Origin of the sequence: Candidatus Pelagibacter sp. IMCC9063, from assembly GCF_000195085.1 — a bacterium.
GTDB lineage: Bacteria > Pseudomonadota > Alphaproteobacteria > Pelagibacterales > Pelagibacteraceae > IMCC9063.
This window is the reverse complement of sequence record NC_015380.1, coordinates 635,816-657,802: the sequence shown is the minus strand read 5'-3', so window position 1 is coordinate 657,802 and position 21,987 is coordinate 635,816. Positions and strand designations below refer to the sequence as shown.

Below are 21,987 nucleotides of genomic sequence, written 5' to 3'. Positions count from 1 at the left end.
TTTTTTTTTCAAAATTTGAAAAGATAAATCTATAAATTATTGCTGTTTTTAAGTGAAATTAGCTCATTCAAAGCCTGTTCGCTCATATTGGAAGAAAATGATTTTTCCAATTCCTCTATTTTCTTATCTTTTTGAATTTTTTTCAATTGTAGCTCATAGTCTTCAATTAGGCTTACAAATGTATCAGAATCAACATTGGTCATAAAAGAATTTGCATCCACAAATTTCAAAAAAGTGTCTATATTTTGAATATTAGCACCAAGCAAAATTTCTTTTATTTTTTCATAATTGCAATTATCTCCATTGAGAGAAATATCCAGAAGAGCGGTACGGATTTTTTTAGTAAGCTCTAGACTGAGATCTATTTCTGATATTCTTTCTATATTTTTTTCCGACATTTCTGGAAATTTAATTAATAGCTGGCATAAAGAAAATTCCTTCACTTCTAACTCCGACATTTCCAATCTATCAATATCAAACTTACTAGAGAGCTGAAACTTATTGAGCTTGTTTTTATTTTTTTTAATTAGATTTTCAAAAATTTTATTTTTGAAAAAGCCTTTATAGTACTTTTTGATAATCACATCTTCAATTGTATCTGCAATATCCATTAGTCTTTTTTCTAAATCCGCAAGTGAGGAGGCGCTGTAATCTTGTAGTTGTTTAGTGGCATATTCAAATACAAATTCTGTAATGTCTTTTTTTTTCTTAACTAAACTGGTAAAGCCATCTTTTCCAAACTTACCAACATAGTCATCTGGATCTAGACCTTGGGGCATGATCATAAATGAAACCGTATGATTTGCTTTTGATATTTTGATAAGCTTTTCTGCTGCGCGGTAAGCAGCAGCAAAACCACTCTTATCTCCATCAAAGCAAATAATTATATTTTTAAAGTTTCTCCATGCTAGGTTTATCTGGTTGTCAGTAATGGCAGTTCCCAAGGATGCACAAACATTTTTGATATCATGATTGTATAGACTAACTACATCCATATATCCTTCGACGATTAAAAGATAATCTGTATTTTTATTTTCACTTTTAGCATTATTAAAATTGTATAGGTTATTTCCTTTTTTAAAAAAAATAGTTTCTGGAGAATTGATATATTTTGCTGGAACTGAAGACAGCACTGTTCTTCCACCGCAACCAATAAACTCTCCAAATAAATTCTTGATAGGAAAAATAATTCTATTTTTAAACCTTGGAATTAAAATATTTTTTTGCTCGTGTAAATAAAATAACCCTGTCTCAATCAATTCCTTTTCGTGATATCCAAGTTTTAAAAAATGATTACTTGCACGACTGCCATCATCACAAAAACCTAATTGAAAATTTTCTATAGTAGCTTTTTTTAAAGATCTATTTAATAGATAATCTAAATGATTTTTGTTTTCTTCTGTAAAAATATTTTTGTGGCAATAATTGAAAAATAATTGAAAAATTTTTTCAGATCGTTTTACTTTTTTTTCAGTTTCCACATCTAATTTTGAAAATTTATATTCTGACATTCCTGCTTTGGAAGCCAATCTTCTGACTGCGTCACCAAAAGTAAGTTTTTCAATTTTTGTTAAAAAATCAAAAATACCTCCATGTTCACCACTGCTGAAACAATGATAAAAACCTTTTTCATCATTAACTGTGAAGGAAGGTGTTTTTTCATTGGTGAACGGAGACAATCCTACAAATTCCTTGCCTCTCTTCGTGAGCTTAACTGTAGACCCAACAACATCTGATACTTTTAGTCTTTGTCTAATTTCTTCAAGATATGATTTTGGATACTTCATTATCCTTGTAGCTGTTCTTTTAAAATCTTTCCTGCTTTTGCAAAGTCCATTTTTCCTAAATACTTACTTTTCAAAACCTGCATTACTTTTCCCATGTCTCTTATGCTTTGAGCGGAAGATTCTGCAATGGCTTCTTTGCAAACTTTTATAACTTCGTCATCACCCATTTGCTCAGGTAAAAATTCTTCTATAATTGCAATTTCTGATTTTTCTTTTTCTATTAGATCCTTCCTTGCTCCCTTTTCATACATTTCAATAGATTCTTTTCTTTGCTTCATCATCTTATTTAGAATATTTGTTATATCTGCATCTGAAACTTCTTTTTGATCTTCTGTTCTAAGCTCAATTTCTTTGTCTTTTTTTTGAGACACTATGGATCTTAATGTTAAAACTCGATCAGAATTTTTTGCTTTAATTGCATCGTTGAGAGATAGGTTTATTTTTTTAAATATTTCTGACATTGGAATTTTTTTTATACACTATTCTACTTTACTTGCTTGACGAGTTTAAGTCTTTTTCATATGTTCCGCCCAAGTTTTTTTTATACGAATGATTCTTTAACCTATGAGTTGTATTTTTGTTAAATAAAGAAATAACGGCAGAATCAGAATATTTATATAATCAGCAATCTACAGGTATTTTAATTTTAGAAGACGGAACCTCTTTTCAAGGTTTTGGACTGGGTACGGAGTCGTATGCTGTGGGTGAGGTTTGTTTTAACACCTCCATGACAGGCTACCAAGAAATTATTACAGACCCCTCTTATTCAGATCAAATTATTAATTTTACCTTCCCTCATATTGGTAATGTTGGCACCAACTTGGAAGATACTGAGTCTAATAAAATATGGTTAAAGGGCGTAATTTTTGGAAAAGAAGTTACCGATCCGTCTAACTACCGCTCTTTAGAAAATTTAAATGAATGGCTTAAAAAAAATAATACTGTTGGAATTTCAGGAATAGATACTAGAGCATTAACTAATTTGATTAGAAAAAAAGGCTCCTTAAAAGGAACTATTGTACATGACAAAGCCAATACCAAAACTAAAGATTTTTATTTAGAACAATGTAAGCAATGGGGGGGTCTAAAAGGTTTGGATTTAACGCTGAAGGTTTGCTGTAAAAAAACCTATCAATGGGAAGATGTGGCTCTTTGGGATAAAAAATTAGGATACAAAAAAAATAACCAGCATTCGATTCATATTGTAGCCATTGATTATGGAATTAAAAAAAACATCTTAAGAAATTTTTCTAATTTAGAATGTAAAGTAACAGTTGTTCCTGCTGATAGTTCTTTTGAGACAATTTTAGAACTTAGCCCAGATGGTATTTTTTTATCAAATGGTCCAGGTGACCCTGCTGCAACATCTAATTTTGCAAAAATTTGCATACAAAAAATATTAGAGAAAAAGATTCCTCTTTTTGGAATATGCTTGGGACATCAGTTGCTTGGTCACGCACTAGGCTGCACGACTAAAAAAATGCATCAAGGACATCGAGGTGCAAATCATCCAGTCAAAAATTTACTTACTGAAAAAGTAGAAATCACTTCTCAAAACCATGGTTTTGAAATTGACAAATCTACCTTACCTAAAGACATCGACATAACTCACGTATCTTTATTTGACGGTAGTATTGAAGGGATTTCTTCTAGCGACAAATCTGCTTTCTCTGTGCAATATCATCCAGAAGCAAGCCCAGGTCCTCACGATAGCAATTATTTATTTAAACAATTTATAGAAATAATAAAATCCAATGCCAAAAAGAACTGACATTAAAACTATATTAATTATTGGTGCTGGTCCTATTGTTATTGGGCAGGCTTGCGAATTTGATTACTCTGGAACTCAAGCCTGTAAAGCGCTGAAGAAAGAGGGTTATAAAGTTATTTTAATTAATTCTAATCCAGCAACTATTATGACCGACCCTAATGTTGCTGATAAAACCTATATTGAGCCAATTACATCTGAAATTTTAGAAGAGATTATCAAGATAGAAAAGCCAGATGCAATTCTGCCAACTATGGGTGGTCAGACAGGTTTGAATGCAGCCATGCTGCTTCACAAAAACGGCATATTAAAAAAATACAATATAGAGCTCATTGGAGCCAATGCAGAGGCAATTGATAAAGCAGAGGATAGACAAAAATTTAAAAAACACATGAATGAAATAGGCTTGGAATCTGCAAGATCTTTGATTTGCACCTCTATTGATCAGGCCAAAAAAATATTAGAAGAAATAAATCTCCCCGTAATTATCAGACCTTCATTTACTTTGGGTGGGACTGGCGGAGGAGTTGCAAATACAGAGGAGGAATATTTAAAAATATTAAAAAATGGCCTGTCTTTATCCCCTACACACGAAGTCCTCGTAGAAGAGTCTTTAGTGGGTTGGAAAGAGTTTGAGATGGAAGTGGTTCGAGATAAAAAAGATAATTGTATTATTATTTGTAGTATTGAAAATATAGACCCGATGGGCATTCACACTGGGGACTCCATGACAGTCGCTCCCGCTTTAACTTTAACCGACAAAGAGTACCAGGTTATGCGAAACGCATCTATTGATTGCCTGAGAAAAATAGGTGTTGAGACAGGTGGTTCTAATGTTCAGTTTGCAATCAATCCTAAGGACGGAAGAATGATTGTTATTGAAATGAACCCAAGAGTATCTCGATCTTCCGCATTAGCATCTAAAGCTACTGGTTTTCCAATAGCAAAAGTGGCCGCAAAGCTAGCCATAGGTTATACGCTAGATGAAATTACAAATGATATTACTGGAAATACTCCTGCATCATTTGAGCCAACTATTGATTATGTTGTAACCAAAATACCAAGATTTGCTTTTGAAAAATTTCAAAAATCAAAAGCAGTGCTTGGCACTGCCATGAAGTCAGTTGGTGAAACAATGGCTATTGGAAGGAATTTTAAAGAATCTTTACAAAAAGCATTAGTCTCTCTGGAGGTTGGGTTGGATGGCCTAGATTCAATTTCTATCAATAAAGAGGAGTTGAAAAAAAAACTTAGTGAAAACATCCCTCAAAAAATACTTTATGTAGCAGAAGCTTTTAGAATGAATTTTTCATTAGAAGAGTTATACGAAATAACTAAAATTGATCCTTGGTTTTTAAAGCAGGTTAAGGAAATCACTGGTATTGAAAAAGAAATAGTCAAAGCCGATGCTTTAGAAAATAGGGGTTTTTTTAAATTTATTAAATCATCTGGATTTAGTGATAAGCAAATATCTACATTAACGAATAAGCCACTATCTGAAATTACTTTAAAAAGGAATGTGTTGGGAATTGTTCCTGTCTATAAAAAAGTTGATACGTGCGCTGCTGAATTTGATTCTCAAACTCCCTATATGTATTCAACATACGACACTGGAATTGATGATGCCAACGATTGTGAATCTAATCCTACTACAAAAGAAAAAGTAGTAATTATTGGAGGCGGTCCTAACAGAATAGGGCAAGGAATTGAATTTGATTACTGTTGTTGTCAGGCAAGTTATGCATTGAGTGAATTAGATTACGAAACCATTATGATCAATTGTAATCCCGAAACTGTATCTACAGATTATGATACAAGTGACAGGCTTTATTTTGAGCCATTGATTGAAGAGTTTGTTTTAGAAATCTTAAAGAAAGAAAGTTTAAAGGGAAAATTAAAAGGAGTAATTGTTCAGTTTGGCGGCCAGACACCTTTAAAGTTGGCAAAAGCTATTCATGATAATGGCTATCCAATCCTTGGAACCCCTCTAGATTCTATTGATCTAACTGAGGATAGGGAAAGATTTAGTAATTTAATAAACGAGCTTGGCTTAAAACAAGCTGAGAATGGTTTGGCTAGATCTAAGGAGGAAGCTTTTGAGATTGCAAAAAAAATTAAATATCCTCTCGTTATTAGGCCCTCATACGTTCTTGGCGGTAGAGCTATGGAAATTATTCATGACGATGAACAGCTCACAAGATACATACAAGAAGCCGTGAAAGTTTCTGGAAATAATCCAGTTTTATTAGACCGTTTTTTGAATGATGCAATTGAAGTGGATGTGGATGCTATTTGCGATGGAGAGAATGTTTTTGTTTCAGGTGTCATGGAGCATATAGAAGAAGCAGGTATTCATTCTGGAGATTCTGCTTGCTGTATACCGCCCTACTCTCTCTCTGAAGAAATAATTAATGAAGTAAAAAAACAAACTAAAAAATTAGCTACTAGCATTGGAGTTGTGGGGTTAATCAACATACAATTTGCCATACAGGATAAGAATATTTATGTTTTAGAAGTAAACCCAAGAGCTAGTAGAACCGTTCCTTTTGTTTCGAAAGCTTCTAATATTTCCGTAGCAAAAATAGCAACTAAAGTAATGTCAGGTTTGCAGCTTAAGGACCTAAACATACCAAATAAACAATTGAAAACCTTTTCTGTAAAAGAAGCAGTCTTCCCTTTTAATAAATTTCCAGAGGTTGACACAATCCTGGGTCCTGAAATGAAATCAACAGGAGAATCTATGGGAATAGACACTGACTTTGGTATGGCTTATGCCAAAAGCCAGATCTCTGCAGGTAATACACTACCAAAAGAAGGGACGGTGTTTATATCTGTAAATGACAAAGACAAACCTCACATTAAAAATTTTGCAAAAAAATTATTAGATCTTGGATTCAACCTACTGGCAACCAATAGCACTGCTGAGATTTTAAATTCTGAAAGCATTATTTGTAAAAAAATCAACAAAGCCACTCAAGGGTCCCCTCACGTAGTAGAATATTTGGATGATAAAAAAATATCAATTGTGATCAATACAACTTCTGGGAAAAAATCTATAGAGGATTCAAAGTCTTTGAGAAGGTCAGCACTGAATAATGGTATTCCTTACTTCACCACATTAGCAGGAGCGATTGCTTGCACTGAAGCGATTATATCAATGAAAAATAAAAAAATGGGAGTTATGCCCATTCAGGATTTATAGTCCTACAAAACGGGCCAATCAGTTTTAAAAGTAACGTAATTTATTTGTATACATCTTCTGTCTTTTTGAATCACTTTTTTTTCCATGCCATGCCAACTATTTTTGTCACTACTAAAAAAGTAACCATAGTTATTTTTGTAAGGAACTGTTTTTACCAATTTTAATTTGGAACTATAAAAGTCTGTTCCAAGATCTTCAGACTCTCCAAAACGATTTACAAACAGGAGGCAAGAAAGCAATTTTTCCTTAATATCACAATGAGGTTTTAGCCAAAAACCTTTTCGATCACAAATTACCTCAAGTCTTACATAGGATTTTGACAAATCCTTACCAATTAAAGAACCGATATGCTCGTGTGTTTTTTTTGATTGTAGCTCCTGAACTAGGCTGAACAACTCCGGAAATTCTTGGGTGTTATGTTTTTCTAAAAAACATCTAAATTTTAATGCCTTTCCACCATCAGAAATTCCTTCCCTAAAATTTCCGTCTCCTCCATCTATAGCTCTGGTTCCATCATAGTTAATTTCATATCTAGTAGGATCGTCTATTTCGGTATTATAAATTTCATCAATCATCTTTTCTGTAAGAGGGTTATTAAATTCCCAGTGAACAAAAGGATCGCTTAATTTATTTGATTGATTTTTAACAGAATTTAAAAAGCTCATGACAATATAATTTTATTTTTTAACAATTCAGCAATTCTTTTAGTCTCATAAAGCTTATCATAAGTCCAGCTATCTTCATTTGTTTCTAAATCTTTAATTATATTAAGTTTTTTAAATGATTTTAAAAAACTATCAAAACGATGATCATTTTTATAAGATTTTAATTTAGCTAAATAGATTGGCACTCCTGTAGTGGCTGCCTCGGATAGCATGGAAATAGAATCGGAAGTGACAATAATTTTTTTAGCCTGGGCAAGGGCCTCAATATAGTTTTTTCTGGAAAGTGAAGAATCTACAACGACTCTTGCATTATCCTTATACCTATCTTGTAAAAAACTCACTACTAGTTCCGGTGTACGTCTTGAGGAAACAATTTTAACTTCTTCAACCTTGTGAAGGAAAAGTAGTTCTATTTTATGAAACAATTGTTTTAATTCTCCTAATGAAAAAGAATAATGTTTAGTTGGGCCACCAAGAATTACGGTTAAAACATTTTTACTTAAGGCCAGAGCTTTAGCGCCCTGAATTTCTTCGTCTGTAATATAATGAATAGCTCCCTTAGATTTAATAACATTCTCTCCTTCTAATCGATCGTGTTCAGGAACAACAATAAAATTAAAATTGTTAATTTGTACTTTTGGATCTTGAATATGAATATTATAAACTTCCATATTATTTTTTGTATGTAAATAATTTTTAAGGACTATAGATGGAATAACACTTTTTCTTCCGCATGAAATCAAAAGGGTTGGCCTTTTGTTTGCTGAATTGTACTCAATAATATTAGAAAAATTAAAAGTATTCCTGCTTGTGGGGGATATTGAAGGTGGGATCAAACTCCAGAAAGAGTTGTAAACTATTTTTTTATGAATAAAATTTACGTTGAGCGCTTTTGCCAATCCTTCAACTTGACTGATCATGCCATGGGCACCCTCTGTTAATAACCAAGCATTAATATTTTTCATCAAGATATATATACCTAAATTAATTTTACTGATAATAAACTTAATAAATGAGTCAAAATAAAGAATCACATTCAAAAGTATTAATCATAGGGTCGGGTCCAGCTGGATATACTGCTGCAATATATGCTGCTAGAGCCATGCTTAAACCAACTCTTATTTCTGGAATGGAGCCCGGAGGTCAGCTAACTACTACTACTGATGTAGAAAACTATCCTGGATTTTCTGATGTAATACAAGGTCCTTGGTTAATGGAGGAAATGCAAAAACAAGCAGAAGCTGTGGGTACGATTTTTGAAAATGATATGATCAAAGAGGTAAATTTTACCAGCAATCCATTTATATTAATTGGAGAAAGTGGAACTACCTATACAGCCGATTCTGTTATCATATCTACAGGGGCACAAGCTCGCTGGCTTAATTTAGAAAGTGAAACTAAGTTTAGAGGATTTGGAGTTTCCGCGTGTGCTACTTGCGATGGTTTTTTTTACAAAGATAAAGAAGTAATGGTTGTGGGTGGTGGTAATGCAGCAGTTGAAGAGGCTTTATTTTTAACTAAATTTGCATCGAAGGTAACGCTAGTTCATCGACGAGACACCCTAAGGGCAGAAAAGCTTTTACAACAAAAGATTCTTTCCCATCCGAAAATTAATATTATTTGGGATAGTGCAGTAAAAGAAATAATTGGAACTGATAACCCAAAGGGAGTTACCGGAGTATTGTTAGAAAACACAAAAGACAAAACTACCAAACAATTAAATACTCATGGTGTTTTTGTGGCAATTGGTCATGATCCAGCAACTAAAATTTTTAAAGATCAAATTAAAATGGATACCGAAGGATATATTCTCACAGATCCCGACTCTACCAAAACAAATATAAAGGGAATTTTTGCAGCTGGGGATGTAAAAGATAAAACGTTTCGACAGGCGGTGACTGCAGCAGGTATGGGATGCATGGCAGCCTTGGAAGCTGAAAAATTACTATCTGAAAAAAACTAAGATAGTTGCTTACAATACTCTTCTATTTTATCTAAAGCCTCAGAAAGGTTCTTCATAGAAGTCGCATAAGAAATTCTAAAATACCCCTCCTTTCCAAAAGCAGATCCTTGAACAACAGCCACGCCTGTGTTTTCCAACAACGAAGTGACAAAATCTGCATCATTTACAATTTCTTTTTTATTAATGTCTTTTTTTCCAATGCAGTCTTTGCAATTAGGAAAAACATAAAATGCACCTTCTGGATTTTTGCAAGAAAGACCTTCTATGGAATTAAGTTTTTTTACAACAAAATCCCTCCTCTCTTTAAATGCATCTGATCGTTTTTTTATAAAATCCTGCGTTCCATTCAAAGCTTCTTCTGCAGCTGCTTGGCTAATGGATGAGGTATTGGTTGTAGATTGAGATTGAATCTTTGCGATACCTTGAATGATATTTTCTGGTCCACCTGCATAGCCAACTCTCCATCCTGTCATAGCATATGATTTGCTCAATCCATTAATGGTAAGCGTTCTAGAAAACAATTCTGGAATTTGGGCAATGGTGAAGAATTTATTTTTCGTATAAAGAACATGCTCATAGATATCATCAGACATAATATGAACATTTGGAAATTTTTTTAAAACTTCTCCAATATCTTTTAGCTCTTGTTCCGAATAAACAGAACCGGTTGGATTAGAAGGCGAGTTTAAAATAATCCATTTTGTATTTTTGGTAACATTCTTTTCTATTTGTTCTGGTAGAATCTTAAAGTCAGCACTTTCCTCACACTCAACTATTACAGGAGTGCCTCCGGCCAACAATACAATATCGGGATAGGACACCCAGTAAGGAGCCGGTATCAAAACCTCATCTCCTGGATTGATAGTTGCTAAAATTGCGTTAAAAATAACATGTTTCCCACCAACGCCTACAGTCACCTGCTTTTCATTGTAAATTAAGTTATTTTCTCTTTTAAATTTTCCAATTACAGCTCTCTTGAGCTCGATAGTGCCATCTACTACTGTGTATTTTGTTTTTCCATCTTTGATGGCCTCAATAGCAGCCTGCTTAATATTTTCAGGAGTATCAAAATCTGGCTCTCCTGCTCCTAATGATATTATGTCTTTTCCAGCAGATCTTAACTCTGTGGCTTTTTTAACCACAGCCATAGTAGGAGATGGTTTTATTCTAGATAAAGATTCTGATAGTATGCTCATTAAAATATTTTATATAAATGTCTAAATTATCAATTGTTAATACTCCAGAAGCGAACAACAAAAAAGAAAATTTTTTAAAAAAATTAGAAGGTGGAAAAAAATTCAAACTAACTTCATCGTTCACCCCCGCTGGTGATCAACCCACCGCAATAAAACAACTTCGTGAAGGTTTGCTCACTAACCAAAAAGATCAGGTTTTGCTTGGAGTGACTGGATCTGGAAAAACCTTCACTATGGCAAAGATTATTGAAGAACTAAATAGACCTGCAATAATTTTGGCTCCCAACAAAACGTTAGCTGCTCAACTGTATGGTGAGATGAAAAGTTTTTTTAATGAGAATGCAGTTGAATATTTCGTCTCTTATTATGATTATTATACTCCCGAAGCATATGTACCAAGATCTGATACATTTATTGAAAAAGAATCTGCTATCAATGAACAAATAGATAGAATGAGACATTCAGCTACAAGATCTTTATTTGAAAAAGATGATGTTATAATTGTAGCAAGTGTTTCTTGTATCTATGGTTTAGGATCTCCCGATTCTTACTCAAAAATGACATTTACGTTTGAAAAAAACAATTCTTATAATAGAGAAAAAATAATTAAAGGTCTTGTTGAGTTGCAATACAAAAGAAATGATCAAAATTTTTACAGAGGATCGTTTAGAGTGCGTGGAGAAAATATAGAAATTTTTCCATCTCATTTAGAAGATAGAGCATGGCGAATTTCATTGGATGATGAAAAGATAGTAAGCTTAAAAGAGTTTGATCCTTTGACAGGAGACAAGACGGAAGATTTAAATATTATAAAGATTTATGCTAATAGCCATTATATCACTCCCCGACCAACCGTACAGCAAGCCATAAAAGAAATTAAAGCAGAACTCGTTACAACTTTAAAAAAATTCAGAAAAGAAAATAAATTACTCGAAGCACAAAGAATAGACGAAAGAACAAGATTCGATTTAGAGATGATTGAGGCTACTGGAACATGTGCAGGAATTGAAAATTATTCAAGATTTCTATCAGGTAGAAGTCCTGGTGAACCCCCACCAACATTATTTGAATATTTGCCTGACAATGCAATTATTTTTGTAGATGAAAGTCATGTAACCGTACCTCAACTGAACGGAATGTATAAAGGCGACCATACAAGAAAAAAAACTCTTTCTGACTATGGATTTAGATTGCCTTCCTGCATGGATAACAGGCCTTTGAAATTTGAAGAATGGGACATGATGAGGTCTGAAACTATATTTGTTTCAGCCACTCCTGGAAACTGGGAGCTAGATCAGTCTAAGGGTGTATTTGCAGAACAAGTTATAAGACCTACAGGATTAACAGACCCAGATATTCTTATTCGTCCTGCAAAAAATCAAGTAGATGACTTACTTTCAGAATGTTTAAAAATTGTTAAAAAAAAACAAAGAGTTTTAGCAACTACATTAACTAAAAAAATGGCTGAAGATCTTACTGAATATTTAGATGAAAATGGAATTAAGGTAAGATACATGCACTCAGAAATTGACACTCTGGAAAGAATTGAGATTATTAGAGACCTAAGACTAGGGGTTTTTGATGTTCTGGTAGGTATAAATCTTTTACGAGAAGGCTTAGATATTCCTGAATGCGCATTAGTAGCAATTCTAGATGCTGATAAAGAAGGCTTTCTGAGATCGGAAACATCGTTAATACAAACAATTGGTAGGGCAGCAAGAAATGTGGAAGGAAAAGTCATTTTATATGCCGATAAAGAAACCAAAAGCATAAAAAAAGCGATTGAAGAAACTGACAGAAGAAGATCTAGGCAGGAACTTTTTAATAAAAAAAACAATATTACACCTCAGAGCATTCAGAAGAATATTGGAGATATTCTTGAAAGCGTCTATGAAAAAGATTACTTGAATGCTGAAAAAAATATAGAAATTGGTGGCAATTTAAAAAAGCACTTAAAATCTCTGAAAAAAGACATGCATATTTCAGCAGACAATCTAGAATTTGAAAAGGCTGCAAAAATAAGAGATGAAATAAAAAAATTAGAAAATTCGGATTTAGGATTGGCTATTAACTCAAGTATAAAAAAATATGGACCCAATAACTCATTATATGGAAGGTCAACTCAGGGCAAAGCAGGTTCAAAAGTAAAGAAAAAAAGATAAATGAAAAAAAATATTTTAATTACTGGAGGGGCACAAAGAATTGGGAAGGAAATCTCTATTTTTTTTGCAAAAAAAGGATGGAATATAGTAATTCATTTTCACAAATCTAAAAAGGAGGCAACTGCTCTTAAAAAGAAAATTATTTCTATGGGGGTATTGTGTGTTATTGTGAAGGGAGACCTTTCAAAGCCCAATGAGACAAGATCCATATTAAAAGTAGCAAAGAAAAAAATGGGAGCAATAGATTGCCTTGTCAATTGTGCTTCAATTTTTGAAAATGACGATATCTTAGATTTTAACAATCAAAAGTGGCAGTCACACTTTGATGTTAACTTAAAAGCACCCGCTATACTTTCTGGTGAATTCGCGAAGCAAAAAAAAGATATTCAGGGCAATATTATTAATATTATAGATCAAAGAGTCTTCAAGCTAACTCCCTATTTTTTATCTTATACTCTTAGTAAAGCTGGCTTGGAAACACTAACCAAGACGCTTGCTATGAAATTTGCTCCAAAAATTAGAGTCAATGCAATAGCCCCGGGCCCAGTGATGAAAAATAAAAGACAATCCCAAAAACATTTTGAAAAACAATTTAAAAATACAATTTTAAAAAAACAAACAAAAGTCATAAATATTTGCAAAACAATAGAATTTATTTTGGGAAATGATTCTATTACTGGATTAACCATTCCAGTAGATAGCGGTCAAAATCTCGCCTGGAAAACTCCAGACCTTATCAATGTAAAAGAATAGAAAATGAAAAATCTCAAAGATAATACTCTAATGCAAATTATTGAAAAGCCTGTTTCTTCAAAACTTGTCAAAAAAATTCTTATTAAAAATCTTATTATAAATACAATTTTTGGATACTACCCTAAAGAAAAAGTCCGAAAACAAAAATTGAAATTTAATATTAAGCTAGAGATTGATCGCAAAATAAAATTTAATGATAACAATCTAAATACAATAGTGGACTACGATGACATCATGAGAATTATAAATAACATTTTAGATAAAAAAATTAATTTTTTAGAAATTTTAGGAGAATTGGTAGTCAAAGATATTTTAAAAAATAAAAAAATTACTGCTATTGAGCTGGAAATAGAAAAATTAGATATTTTAAAAAAAGGAGCTTCAGTAGGATTTCAAATCAGTAAGCGTAAAAAGTGATGGATCTACTAGAAAGTGGTAAATTATTAGTTAAATCAAAGATCAAAAATATTCCTAATAGTCCAGGTATCTATAAATTTTTAGATAATAAAAATAAAATTATTTATATTGGTAAAGCAAAAAATCTGCCAAAGAGACTTCAAAACTATACATCTAGTTCTGGATTAGCGGTTAGAACTCAACGGCTTATTTCCTCTATTAAAGAGTTAGAAATAATAACTACTAGCAATGAGTCGGAGGCTTTGCTCCTCGAAGCTAACTTAATTAAAAAATTTAAACCAAGATATAATGTCCTACTAAAGGATGACAAATCCTTTCCCTATATACAAATACGCATGAGTGACTCCTGGCCACAGCTGACAAAATTTAGAGGTAAGCATAACGACCAAGATTTATATTTTGGTCCCTTTGCTTCTGTTGCTTCGGCCAATTGGACTATTAAAATGCTTCAAAAGGTTTTTCAAATAAGAGTTTGTGATGATCACACTTTTAAAAACAGGACACGCCCCTGCATGCTATATCAAATTAAAAGATGCTCAGCTCCCTGCACGAATGAAATTGAAAAAATAAATTACAAAATATCTGTTCAAAACTGTATTGATTTTTTAAATGGAAAATCAAGGTCTATACAACAAAAATTTTCAAAAGAGATGGAAGTGGCTAGTAAAAATCTTGATTTTGAAAAAGCAGCGATATTTAGAGATAGAATTAAATCCTTAACCTACATTCAATCCTCCCAACAAATTAATAAAGATAATTTTATAGATGCTGATGTAGTGGTTTCTTATAGAAGTTCTAATATTTCATGTATTGTAGTTTTTTTTTATAGATCAAAACAAAACTGGGGTAATCAATGTTTTTTTCCCAAACACGATTCGGAAAATAGCGAATCTGAAGTTATGGATGCTTTTTTAGCTCAATTTTATGAAAATAAAATTCCACCAAGGCAAATTGTATTAAATATCAAGCCTAAGAATTTAGACCTTTTGCAAAAAGCCCTAGAGAGAAAAAATAAAAAAAAATAAGTTTTAAAATACCAAAAAAGAAAAGTGAGCTAGCCATTATCAATATGGCAGTTAAAAATGCTAAAGAGAGTTTGCAAAGAAAAATATTTGACTCAGACCAAAATAATAATTCGTTAACACTGCTTAGAGAAAAGTTTAACTTAGGCTTTGTGCCAACTCTAATTGAAATTTATGACAACAGCCATACTCAAGGAACAAATGCTATCGGAAGTTTTGTAAGCTTTGGCAAAGAAGGATTTTTAAAAAATAGATATAGAAAATTTGATATAAAAAATAAAAATATTAATCCTGGTGATGACTACGGCATGATGAATGAAGTAATAGAAAGAAGATTTTCTAAACTAGTAAAGCAATCTGAAGGTGACAATGTCCCTGACCTTCTTCTTATTGATGGGGGTAAGGGTCAATATTCCGTGGTAAGAAGCAAACTAGATCAATTAGGTTTTCACCAGTTGCCAATTATTGCTATCGCTAAAGGAAAAAATAGAAATGATGGAAATGAAACATTCATCTACAATAATAAAATAATTAAATTAGAAAAAAACAATCCACTACTTTTTTTTATGCAAAGACTCAGGGATGAGGCTCATAGATTTGCAATATTCACTCATAGAAAAAAAAGGAAAAAATCTTTTTTAGTATCTCCATTGGATGAGATACCCGGAATCGGACGTAATAGAAAAAAAACATTACTAAATCATTTTGGTTCGGCAAAAACTATCGAAGGAGCTAGTCTTGAAGATTTAAAGAAAGTGGACGGAATTAGTGAATTAATTGCAAAAAAAATATATAATTATTTTCATCTTAATAAGAATTTTTTATGATTTTTAAAATACCTAATATTCTAACGATTGGACGGTTAATTTTAGTTCCTTTTCTAGTATTTGCATTTTTTCTTCCTGGAAGTTTGGGCAATTGGCTATCTTTTTCAATTTTTGTAATTGCAAGTTTTACCGATTTTTTAGATGGCTTTTTTGCAAGATTACTAAAGCAACAATCTAAACTTGGAGAATTGCTAGATCCTATTGCAGATAAAATTATTGTTGTTACTGCCCTTGTGCTTCTGGTTTCAAGCAAACAGATAGAAGGACAAGAAGTAATTGCTGCAATAATTATAGTTTCTAGAGAAATTTTAGTATCTGGTTTAAGAGAATACTTAGCGAAATTCAGATTGAAAATGCCAGTATCCAATATGGCAAAAATAAAAACTTTTTTTCAAATGTTCGCTATTTCTGTTTTGCTTACCGGATCCTCAGGAGATAAATTGCTTTTTAACTATGGATCTGAAATAGGAATTGCGTTGCTTTGGTTTTCAGCTTTTTTAACTTTAATTACTGGATATTCGTATATTAAAAAAGGAATAAATCACGCAATTGATTAAGTAACTATTTTTTTTCTTACTAGCAACTGATACTCCTCTGACAATTTTCCAATTATGTCCAACACCTTAAAGGAATAAATTCCAATTTGCGATACAGGCGTTACCTCTGCTGCAGATCCAGTTAGAAAACATCCTGTATAACTTTTTAAATCATCTGGCTTAATTTTTTTTTCAGTAATTTTTAATTTTAATTTTTTTGCTATTTCAATAACCGTTCTTCTTGTAATCCCATCTAAAAAGCTATCAGCAATAGGTGTGTATATTTCTGTTTGTTCCTGATTAATAAAAAAAACATTTGCTCCAGTAGCTTCGGCAATATTTCCCTGATAATCAAGCATCATAGAATCGTTAAATCCATTTTTTTCAGCCTCATGTTTAGATAGTGTGTTAATCATATAATTTCCTGCAGCTTTAGCATCCCATGGTATGGAATCGGGAGCTGGCTTTTTCCATTTAGAAATATCCAATTTAATGCCGTTCAATTTAATTTTTGGATCAAAATAAGATCCCCATACCCAAGCAGCTATTGCAAAATGAATAGTGCTATTTTGTGCCGACACTGCCATCATCTCACTACCTCTCCATGCAACGGGTCTTACATATCCATTTTCAATTTTTTGAACTTTAACAACTTCTCTACAAAAAGAATTAATTTCCTCAATTGAATAAGGTATTTCAAAACCGAGTCTGCTTGCAGAATAAATGAGTCTTTCAGTATGTTCTGTTAATTTAAATATCTCACCATCATATACGCGCTCTCCTTCAAAAACTGAGCTAGCATAGTGAAGGCCATGCGTTAGGACGTGCAGCTTTGCCTGATTCCAATCTACAAGACTGCCATCAAGCCATATTTTTCCAGTCATTTGATCGTAGGGTATGCTGCTCATGTATAAATTGTTTTCAATTAATTTTAATTTTAATATAATATATGTCAGCAATACTGACTACATAAATAAATTTATGAATGATTTTTTATATTTAAGAGAAAACAACATCAAGGAAATTATTGAATTAATGCTTGAGGCTTACACTGAATCTTACTCGGATCCTTATGAAATTTTGAAAAAAAATTCTTTTGGTAGGGCCCACCATAGGCTCATTTGTACTGTGAATGCAAATCCTGGAATAAAAGTTGCTGATTTAATCAAAAAATTAAAAATTACAAAACAAAGCTTAAGTCGTGTGTTACAAGAGTTGATTAAAGATAAGATTATTTCACAGTCCAAAGGTGATATTGATGGTAGACAAAGATTGCTTCATCTTACAGAAAAGGGAGGGAGAATTAGTGAAGAAATATTTAATATTCAAAAAAAGAGGATACTCGAAGCGTTTAAAGAGTGTGATTCTCAAGAGGTACTTAACTTTAAAAAGGTATTAAAGAAAATTGTTAATAATTAAATGAAAATAGAAGAAAAAAAACATATTTTAATTGTAGATGATGATGACAGGATAAGAGAACTTACAAAAGAATATCTTCAAGGTAACAATTTTTATACGACTACTGCCAAAAATTCTGACGATGCAAAAAATAAAATAAAATTAATCAAATTTGATTTAATTATTTTGGATATTATGATGCCAGGTCAAAGCGGGCTAGAGCTAACAAAAGAAATCAAAACAAGCAGTGATCAGCCTATCATCCTACTTACTGCAATGGGAGGCACTTCTGATAGGATTTACGGACTAGAGACAGGTGCTGATGATTACCTACCCAAACCATTTGAGCCCAAAGAGCTTCTTTTAAGAATAAAAAATATACTCAAGAGAGTTCAAAAAAATAAACATTTAAATCCCATACTAAAGTTTGGAGATATAAGAGTTGATTTAGAAAAAATGTCTATCAAATCAAAATCTGGTGAGGCAAAACTAAATGCTGCAGAAAAATCTCTTTTAGAAAATATGATTTTGTCAGTGGGACAGATTTTTCATAGAGAACAAATATCTAGAATAGTTCATTTAACTAAAGAAAGAGCTGTCGATGTTATGATTACAAGATTAAGACAAAAAATAGAGCCAGATCCAAAAAATCCAAAGTATTTACAAACTGTTCGGGGCAATGGTTATATTCTTTGGACTGATTAAACATGTTAAAAAAAATTTTACCTAAAACTATTTTTTTTCGATATTTATTTATTATAATCACTCCCATTGCACTATTGCAGCTGATTCTAATTGTGGTTTTTTTTGACAGTCTATGGATTAAAACTAATAAAGAGCTAGTAAGAACTTTGGCTGGCGAAATCAATGCAGTAACGGAGGTTTATATAGATCCAGAAACAAGAAAAGATTTTAATTTCATTAAAAAAGTTTTAGAAAAAAAATTGATTTTAAAAATTAATGTTAAAAAAAATCATAAGCTTCCTAAATTTAAAGATGTATTTACATATAGCTTGCATGATCAGCTTTTGGAAGAACGGTTAAGTAAAGATCTGCGAGTACCATTTTGGTATGACACCAAAAGCAAAAAAGATGTCGTTGATATTAGAATTAGTACTAACAAAGACGTAATTCAATTTATTGTTTTAAAGTCTAGAATTAGAAACTCTTCTGCAAGAATTTTTATTTTATGGATCACCATTCCATCTTTCTTTTTGCTCCTAATATCTATTTTGTTTTTAAGAAACCAAGTGAGACCTTTTTCTATCCTTGCAGATTCTGCTGAAAAATTTGGTAAAGGCCAATATGTTGCAGAATTAAAACCAACTGGGGCAGTGGAGGTCAGAAAAGCAATCATTGAATTTGAAAAAATGAAAAGAAGAATTTTACGACACATCAGTCAAAGAACAGCCATGCTTTCAGGTATTAGTCATGACCTAAAAACACCCTTGACTAGATTAAAATTACAAATTGAAATTTTAAATAAAAATAATTCTTTAGACAAAATTAAAGATGATATTCTAGAAATGGAAAAAATGATCTCTGAATATTTAGACTTTTCGACTACGCAAGAATCTGTCAATTCTATACAATTTAATCTTTCAAACTTAATAACTGAAATCATTCACAAATATTCCAACAAATCTCTTACTCTGCAGTGTAATGAAAAGATATTTATGACTGGAAGACAACACTTAATAAAGAGATGTATATACAATCTGATCGATAACTCTTTAAAATATGCTGGCAATGCTGATGTTGGAATAAAAAAAACAAAATCACAAATAGAAATTACAGTTGAAGATAAGGGACCAGGTATACCTGAAAATGAAAGAGAAAGAGTATTAAGACCTTTCTATAGATTGGATAAAAGCAGACATATGTCTGAAGGCAGTGTTGGCTTGGGCTTATCAATAGTCCAAGATATAGTTAACTCTCATGGTGGAACTATTAAATTTACCGAAGGCAAAAATAAATCAGGTCTAAGAGCGACCCTAACATTTCCTGCCTAATGATAGTTCATAATTTTGATCCTGTCTTAATAAACTTGGGGTTTCTTTCTATACGATGGTATTCACTAGCATATATTTTTGGAATTTTTTTTGGTGTTTATTGGGGAAAATACTTAATTAAAAAAAACTTTTCAAATGCGAATTTATCTGCACAAAATCTTGATGATTACGTCGTGTGGGCGGTCTTGGGAATCATCTTTGGTGGTAGGCTTGGATATGTTTTCTTTTATGATTTTAATTTTTATTTGTCGAATTTGGCGGAGATAGCAAAAGTCTGGAATGGCGGAATGTCATTCCATGGAGGTTTGATGGGTATAGTAATATCATCTTTTATTTTTTCTAAAAAAAATAAAATCTCATTTTGGTCATTAACAGATGTTTTGGCATGCATATCTCCCATTGGGATTTTCTTAGGAAGAATTTCAAATTTTATTAATGGTGAGTTGGTAGGAAAGGCAACGGATGTTTCCTGGTCATTTATTTTTCCAAATTACGATCAGATAGCAAGACACCCATCTCAACTATATGAGGCATTACTAGAGGGGCTATTATTGTTTTTTATTATGAATTCTTTGGTTAAGAGGTTAAGTAAAAAAAATGGTTACCTATCTATTGTTTTTTTAATGAGCTATTCTTTTTTTAGAATCATTGCGGAAATTTTCCGAGAACCAGATCAGCATTTAGGCTATTTGTACTTTGGACTTAGCATGGGAACACTACTGAGTCTTATAACAATTTTTTTCGGAATCTTTTTTATAATATGGAAGTCAAAAAATGATTTTAGATAAAATTAAAAAAAAAAATTCTTCCTCTAGATCAATATATAGATTTTTGTCTCTACAAATTTAAAGATAGCTATTATCAAAAAAAAACCAAATTCGGACATGGTGGAGATTTTGTAACTTCCCCACAAGTATCTAGCATATTTTCTGAAATGATAGCTATTTGGATTGTTCTTTTTTGGAATAAAATTAAGAAACCAAAAACTCTCAATATCTTAGAGCTAGGCCCTGGAGACGGAACCATGGGAAAGGATATAATTTCAAGTTTAGGTAAAATAAATTTCTTTAAATCTAAGGTTAATTACTATTTTTTAGAAAAGAGTAAAAGTTTAAAAAAAATTCAAAAGAAAAACCTTAAAAATGAAAAAAATATTTACTGGATTGATAATCTTAAAGACTTTAAAAAAAAAGATAATTTGATTATTCTTGGCAATGAGTTTTTTGATGCTCTGCCCGTTAAACAATTTAGCAAAAGTGGAGATTCTTGGTTTGAAAAATATGTGTTTTTCAATGATAAAAAGCAGCTTAGTTTCGTATTTAAAAAAGCAAAGTTAAAATCTATTAAAAAAATTGAAAAAATTTATAATTTAAAAATAAATAAATTTATTGAATATCCTCTAATTTTAGAAAAGCTTATAAAGAGGATTTCCGATCTTTTAAAAAATAAAAATTCTATTTTTTTAACCATTGACTACGGAGAAGACTCTAGAATTTGCAATGATACCGTTCAGGCTATTTATAAGAATAATAAATCTAATATTTTACAAAATGTAGGCGAAAGTGATATTACATACCAGGTAAACTTTTTTCACTTAATAAAATTATTTAAAAAAAACAAATTGCATCTAGTTGAATTTACCACCCAATCAAACTTCTTGCAAAAACTAGGGATTAAAGAGAGGGCTATCAACGCAAAAAAGAACCTAAAAAAAAATCAACAGTTGCTTTTAGACACTGCATTAAAAAGACTTTTGCACCCCTTAGAGATGGGAAGTCTATTTAAAGTTTTGATAATATCCAACCAATACAATACTGACTTTAAATATGATATTTAAATCAAAATTATTTTCCAAAAACAACAATGTTCATCATGCTTTTTTTTCTAGAAAGAATGGAGCTTCCAAAGGAATTTATGGAACATTAAATTGTGGATTGGGATCTAAAGATAAAAAAAAATACGTTTATCAAAATATTGAAATTGTCAAAAAAAAAATTAAAACAAAGTTTTTATTCTTACTTCACCAACAGCATGGCAATAAAATAATAACTCTTAAAAAAATACCATCAAAAAATAAAATAAAAATTGGATATGCCGATGGCATATTTACTGATCTTAAAAAAGTTGCGATAGGAATTCTTACAGCTGATTGTGCTCCTATTCTATTGACAGAAAAAACAAATAAGTACATTTGTTGCGTCCATGCTGGGTGGAAAGGAGCTTTTAGCGGTATTATTAAAAATGCCTCGACATTATTTAAAAAAAAAAAATAAAAGCAA

The 21,987-nt window shown here is 31.7% G+C and carries 21 protein-coding genes; 15 read left to right on the top strand and 6 right to left on the bottom strand.

Annotated elements, in window-relative coordinates:
* Window positions 1–29 precede the first annotated feature (29 nt).
* On the bottom strand, window positions 30–1,787 hold the full coding sequence (gene dnaG, locus SAR11G3_RS03475) for a DNA primase (protein WP_013695382.1): 1,758 nt from the start codon (window positions 1,785–1,787) through the stop codon (window positions 30–32).
* Window positions 1,787–2,248 (bottom strand): GatB/YqeY domain-containing protein, encoded by a 462-nt coding sequence (locus tag SAR11G3_RS03470; protein WP_013695381.1) that lies wholly within the window; start codon window positions 2,246–2,248, stop codon window positions 1,787–1,789. The genes dnaG and SAR11G3_RS03470 overlap by 1 nt, the downstream gene beginning before the upstream one ends.
* 116 nt (window positions 2,249–2,364) lie before the next feature.
* On the opposite strand from SAR11G3_RS03470, the gene carA reads away from it, so the two are divergent.
* Entirely contained in the window at window positions 2,365–3,558 is a 1,194-nt protein-coding gene (gene carA, locus SAR11G3_RS03465) for a glutamine-hydrolyzing carbamoyl-phosphate synthase small subunit (protein ID WP_013695380.1), read from the top strand.
* The gene (gene carB, locus SAR11G3_RS03460) at window positions 3,542–6,757 is read left to right on the top strand and encodes a carbamoyl-phosphate synthase large subunit (RefSeq protein WP_013695379.1); all 3,216 of its coding nucleotides are present in this window, start codon (window positions 3,542–3,544) and stop codon (window positions 6,755–6,757) included. Before carA ends, carB begins: the two co-directional genes overlap by 17 nt.
* A gap of 2 nt (window positions 6,758–6,759) precedes the next feature.
* Here carB and SAR11G3_RS03455 read toward each other — a convergent pair whose 3' ends face one another.
* Window positions 6,760–7,422, bottom strand: coding sequence for a hypothetical protein (locus SAR11G3_RS03455; RefSeq protein ID WP_013695378.1), 663 nt, complete (start codon window positions 7,420–7,422; stop codon window positions 6,760–6,762).
* On the bottom strand, window positions 7,419–8,387 hold the full coding sequence (locus SAR11G3_RS03450; protein WP_013695377.1) for a mitochondrial fission ELM1 family protein: 969 nt from the start codon (window positions 8,385–8,387) through the stop codon (window positions 7,419–7,421). The genes SAR11G3_RS03455 and SAR11G3_RS03450 overlap by 4 nt, the downstream gene beginning before the upstream one ends.
* Before the next feature lie 47 nt (window positions 8,388–8,434).
* On the opposite strand from SAR11G3_RS03450, the gene trxB reads away from it, so the two are divergent.
* The gene (gene trxB / locus SAR11G3_RS03445; protein WP_013695376.1) at window positions 8,435–9,385 is read left to right on the top strand and encodes a thioredoxin-disulfide reductase; all 951 of its coding nucleotides are present in this window, start codon (window positions 8,435–8,437) and stop codon (window positions 9,383–9,385) included.
* On the opposite strand, the gene SAR11G3_RS03440 is transcribed toward trxB, so the two are convergent.
* Entirely contained in the window at window positions 9,382–10,581 is a 1,200-nt protein-coding gene (locus SAR11G3_RS03440) for a pyridoxal phosphate-dependent aminotransferase (protein WP_013695375.1), read from the bottom strand. The genes trxB and SAR11G3_RS03440 overlap by 4 nt on opposite strands.
* Window positions 10,582–10,598: 17 nt before the next feature.
* On the opposite strand from SAR11G3_RS03440, the gene uvrB reads away from it, so the two are divergent.
* From uvrB to pgsA, 6 genes are read left to right on the top strand one after another with little or no spacing between them, the layout of a single operon-like run.
* Window positions 10,599–12,743 carry an excinuclease ABC subunit UvrB gene (uvrB, locus tag SAR11G3_RS03435; protein ID WP_013695374.1) on the top strand — a complete coding sequence of 715 codons (2,145 nt, stop codon included), beginning with the start codon at window positions 10,599–10,601 and terminating at the stop codon, window positions 12,741–12,743.
* Window positions 12,744–13,496, top strand: a complete 753-nt coding sequence (locus tag SAR11G3_RS03430; RefSeq protein WP_013695373.1) for an SDR family oxidoreductase — start codon at window positions 12,744–12,746, stop codon at window positions 13,494–13,496.
* A gap of 3 nt (window positions 13,497–13,499) precedes the next feature.
* Window positions 13,500–13,913 (top strand): dihydroneopterin aldolase, encoded by a 414-nt coding sequence (locus SAR11G3_RS03425; RefSeq protein WP_013695372.1) that lies wholly within the window; start codon window positions 13,500–13,502, stop codon window positions 13,911–13,913.
* Window positions 13,913–14,938 (top strand): excinuclease ABC subunit UvrC, encoded by a 1,026-nt coding sequence (gene uvrC, locus SAR11G3_RS07515; protein WP_013695371.1) that lies wholly within the window; start codon window positions 13,913–13,915, stop codon window positions 14,936–14,938. Before SAR11G3_RS03425 ends, uvrC begins: the two co-directional genes overlap by 1 nt.
* A gap of 44 nt (window positions 14,939–14,982) precedes the next feature.
* Entirely contained in the window at window positions 14,983–15,762 is a 780-nt protein-coding gene (locus tag SAR11G3_RS07510; RefSeq protein WP_013695370.1) for a helix-hairpin-helix domain-containing protein, read from the top strand.
* The gene (gene pgsA, locus SAR11G3_RS03415; RefSeq protein ID WP_013695369.1) at window positions 15,759–16,319 is read left to right on the top strand and encodes a CDP-diacylglycerol--glycerol-3-phosphate 3-phosphatidyltransferase; all 561 of its coding nucleotides are present in this window, start codon (window positions 15,759–15,761) and stop codon (window positions 16,317–16,319) included. The genes SAR11G3_RS07510 and pgsA overlap by 4 nt, the downstream gene beginning before the upstream one ends.
* On the opposite strand, the gene SAR11G3_RS03410 is transcribed toward pgsA, so the two are convergent.
* Window positions 16,316–17,206 (bottom strand): branched-chain amino acid aminotransferase, encoded by an 891-nt coding sequence (locus tag SAR11G3_RS03410; RefSeq protein ID WP_013695368.1) that lies wholly within the window; start codon window positions 17,204–17,206, stop codon window positions 16,316–16,318. The two genes, pgsA and SAR11G3_RS03410, sit on opposite strands and share 4 nt — an antisense overlap.
* 73 nt (window positions 17,207–17,279) lie before the next feature.
* Between SAR11G3_RS03410 and SAR11G3_RS03405 the strand changes: the two genes are divergently transcribed.
* The 6 genes from SAR11G3_RS03405 (at window position 17,280) to SAR11G3_RS07685 (ending at window position 21,981) form a co-directional block, all read left to right on the top strand.
* Entirely contained in the window at window positions 17,280–17,717 is a 438-nt protein-coding gene (locus SAR11G3_RS03405; protein WP_041862493.1) for a MarR family winged helix-turn-helix transcriptional regulator, read from the top strand.
* Complete coding sequence (locus tag SAR11G3_RS03400) at window positions 17,718–18,401, top strand: response regulator transcription factor (protein ID WP_013695366.1); 684 nt, start codon at window positions 17,718–17,720, stop codon at window positions 18,399–18,401.
* 2 nt (window positions 18,402–18,403) lie between these two features.
* Entirely contained in the window at window positions 18,404–19,708 is a 1,305-nt protein-coding gene (locus SAR11G3_RS03395) for a sensor histidine kinase (RefSeq protein WP_013695365.1), read from the top strand.
* The gene (gene lgt / locus SAR11G3_RS03390) at window positions 19,708–20,496 is read left to right on the top strand and encodes a prolipoprotein diacylglyceryl transferase (RefSeq protein ID WP_013695364.1); all 789 of its coding nucleotides are present in this window, start codon (window positions 19,708–19,710) and stop codon (window positions 20,494–20,496) included. Before SAR11G3_RS03395 ends, lgt begins: the two co-directional genes overlap by 1 nt.
* Window positions 20,497–20,642: 146 nt before the next feature.
* Complete coding sequence (locus tag SAR11G3_RS03385; protein ID WP_013695363.1) at window positions 20,643–21,545, top strand: SAM-dependent methyltransferase; 903 nt, start codon at window positions 20,643–20,645, stop codon at window positions 21,543–21,545.
* Complete coding sequence (locus tag SAR11G3_RS07685; RefSeq protein WP_013695362.1) at window positions 21,535–21,981, top strand: laccase domain-containing protein; 447 nt, start codon at window positions 21,535–21,537, stop codon at window positions 21,979–21,981. Before SAR11G3_RS03385 ends, SAR11G3_RS07685 begins: the two co-directional genes overlap by 11 nt.
* Window positions 21,982–21,987 lie beyond the last annotated feature (6 nt).

What these genes read in the sequence shown, in the direction of transcription:
- dnaG (WP_013695382.1), bottom strand. Translation starts at nt 1,787, where the DNA reads ATGAAGTATCCAAAATCATATCTTGAAGAAATTAGACAAAGACTAAAA.
- SAR11G3_RS03470 (WP_013695381.1), bottom strand. Translation starts at nt 2,248, where the DNA reads ATGTCAGAAATATTTAAAAAAATAAACCTATCTCTCAACGATGCAATT.
- carB (WP_013695379.1), top strand. Translation starts at nt 3,542, where the DNA reads ATGCCAAAAAGAACTGACATTAAAACTATATTAATTATTGGTGCTGGT.
- SAR11G3_RS03455 (WP_013695378.1), bottom strand. Translation starts at nt 7,422, where the DNA reads ATGAGCTTTTTAAATTCTGTTAAAAATCAATCAAATAAATTAAGCGAT.
- SAR11G3_RS03450 (WP_013695377.1), bottom strand. Translation starts at nt 8,387, where the DNA reads ATGAAAAATATTAATGCTTGGTTATTAACAGAGGGTGCCCATGGCATG.
- trxB (WP_013695376.1), top strand. Translation starts at nt 8,435, where the DNA reads ATGAGTCAAAATAAAGAATCACATTCAAAAGTATTAATCATAGGGTCG.
- SAR11G3_RS03440 (WP_013695375.1), bottom strand. Translation starts at nt 10,581, where the DNA reads ATGAGCATACTATCAGAATCTTTATCTAGAATAAAACCATCTCCTACT.
- uvrB (WP_013695374.1), top strand. Translation starts at nt 10,599, where the DNA reads ATGTCTAAATTATCAATTGTTAATACTCCAGAAGCGAACAACAAAAAA.
- SAR11G3_RS03430 (WP_013695373.1), top strand. Translation starts at nt 12,744, where the DNA reads ATGAAAAAAAATATTTTAATTACTGGAGGGGCACAAAGAATTGGGAAG.
- SAR11G3_RS03425 (WP_013695372.1), top strand. Translation starts at nt 13,500, where the DNA reads ATGAAAAATCTCAAAGATAATACTCTAATGCAAATTATTGAAAAGCCT.
- uvrC (WP_013695371.1), top strand. Translation starts at nt 13,913, where the DNA reads ATGGATCTACTAGAAAGTGGTAAATTATTAGTTAAATCAAAGATCAAA.
- SAR11G3_RS07510 (WP_013695370.1), top strand. Translation starts at nt 14,983, where the DNA reads ATGGCAGTTAAAAATGCTAAAGAGAGTTTGCAAAGAAAAATATTTGAC.
- pgsA (WP_013695369.1), top strand. Translation starts at nt 15,759, where the DNA reads ATGATTTTTAAAATACCTAATATTCTAACGATTGGACGGTTAATTTTA.
- SAR11G3_RS03410 (WP_013695368.1), bottom strand. Translation starts at nt 17,206, where the DNA reads ATGAGCAGCATACCCTACGATCAAATGACTGGAAAAATATGGCTTGAT.
- SAR11G3_RS03405 (WP_041862493.1), top strand. Translation starts at nt 17,280, where the DNA reads ATGAATGATTTTTTATATTTAAGAGAAAACAACATCAAGGAAATTATT.
- SAR11G3_RS03400 (WP_013695366.1), top strand. Translation starts at nt 17,718, where the DNA reads ATGAAAATAGAAGAAAAAAAACATATTTTAATTGTAGATGATGATGAC.
- SAR11G3_RS03395 (WP_013695365.1), top strand. Translation starts at nt 18,404, where the DNA reads ATGTTAAAAAAAATTTTACCTAAAACTATTTTTTTTCGATATTTATTT.
- lgt (WP_013695364.1), top strand. Translation starts at nt 19,708, where the DNA reads ATGATAGTTCATAATTTTGATCCTGTCTTAATAAACTTGGGGTTTCTT.
- SAR11G3_RS03385 (WP_013695363.1), top strand. Translation starts at nt 20,643, where the DNA reads ATGATAGCTATTTGGATTGTTCTTTTTTGGAATAAAATTAAGAAACCA.
- SAR11G3_RS07685 (WP_013695362.1), top strand. Translation starts at nt 21,535, where the DNA reads ATGATATTTAAATCAAAATTATTTTCCAAAAACAACAATGTTCATCAT.